The organism is Acetobacter okinawensis JCM 25146, from assembly GCF_000613865.1.
In the GTDB taxonomy this organism is placed as follows: domain Bacteria; phylum Pseudomonadota; class Alphaproteobacteria; order Acetobacterales; family Acetobacteraceae; genus Acetobacter; species Acetobacter okinawensis.
This window is the reverse complement of the sequence record NZ_BAJU01000123.1, coordinates 1-603: the sequence shown is the minus strand read 5'-3', so window position 1 is coordinate 603 and position 603 is coordinate 1. Positions and strand designations below refer to the sequence as shown.

Genomic DNA, 603 nt, shown 5'->3' with positions numbered 1-603 from the left:
GGCGGGCGCTGCCCGCTGGCCACGGCGGACTGGGCCTTTGAGCCGGATATGGTGGTGTGGCGTGGGGCGTATTTTATGGCCAGCGGGGCGGACAGCCAACCCACATCGGTGCTGCTGGCGCGCGGCTATGCACGGCTGGAGCAGTACCCGGCCCCCGTGCGGGCGTGGCTTTTGCTGCGGGTCAGCCAGTATCTGGCAGAGTTTGGCGGGCCAGATGAGCGCGCGGCACTGGGCACCTTGCCGGACGATGCCCCCTACAACCTTGCCCGCATTATGCTGCAACTCCGCAACGGGCAGGCCGAAACCGCCCGTGTGGCGTTGGAAAACCTGACCGCCTCCGGCAATGACCGCGTGGCCGACCATGCCCGCGCGCTGCTGGTGGCGTTTTTGCGCGCGCATGACCAGATCAGCCCCGACATGGCGGTGGAGGCCTATGCCCAGTTGCTGGCTGCACAGGCGGCGGAGGGTGGGGCATCTTCCACGGCTGCTGCGTCCGCCACAAGCGCGGTGCAGGAGGATGCCGATCTGCTGCCGCCGCTTCGGCTGGCCTATGCGCAGGCTCTGGCGCAGGCGGGCCAGCCGGAGCGCGCGGCTGGTGTGCTG

Annotated in this window: 1 pseudogene; it reads left to right on the top strand. The window is 69.5% G+C overall.

Annotated features, from left to right (window positions below):
- Positions 1 to 603, top strand: a pseudogene (locus JCM25146_RS22700) (hypothetical protein); the annotation flags it as partial.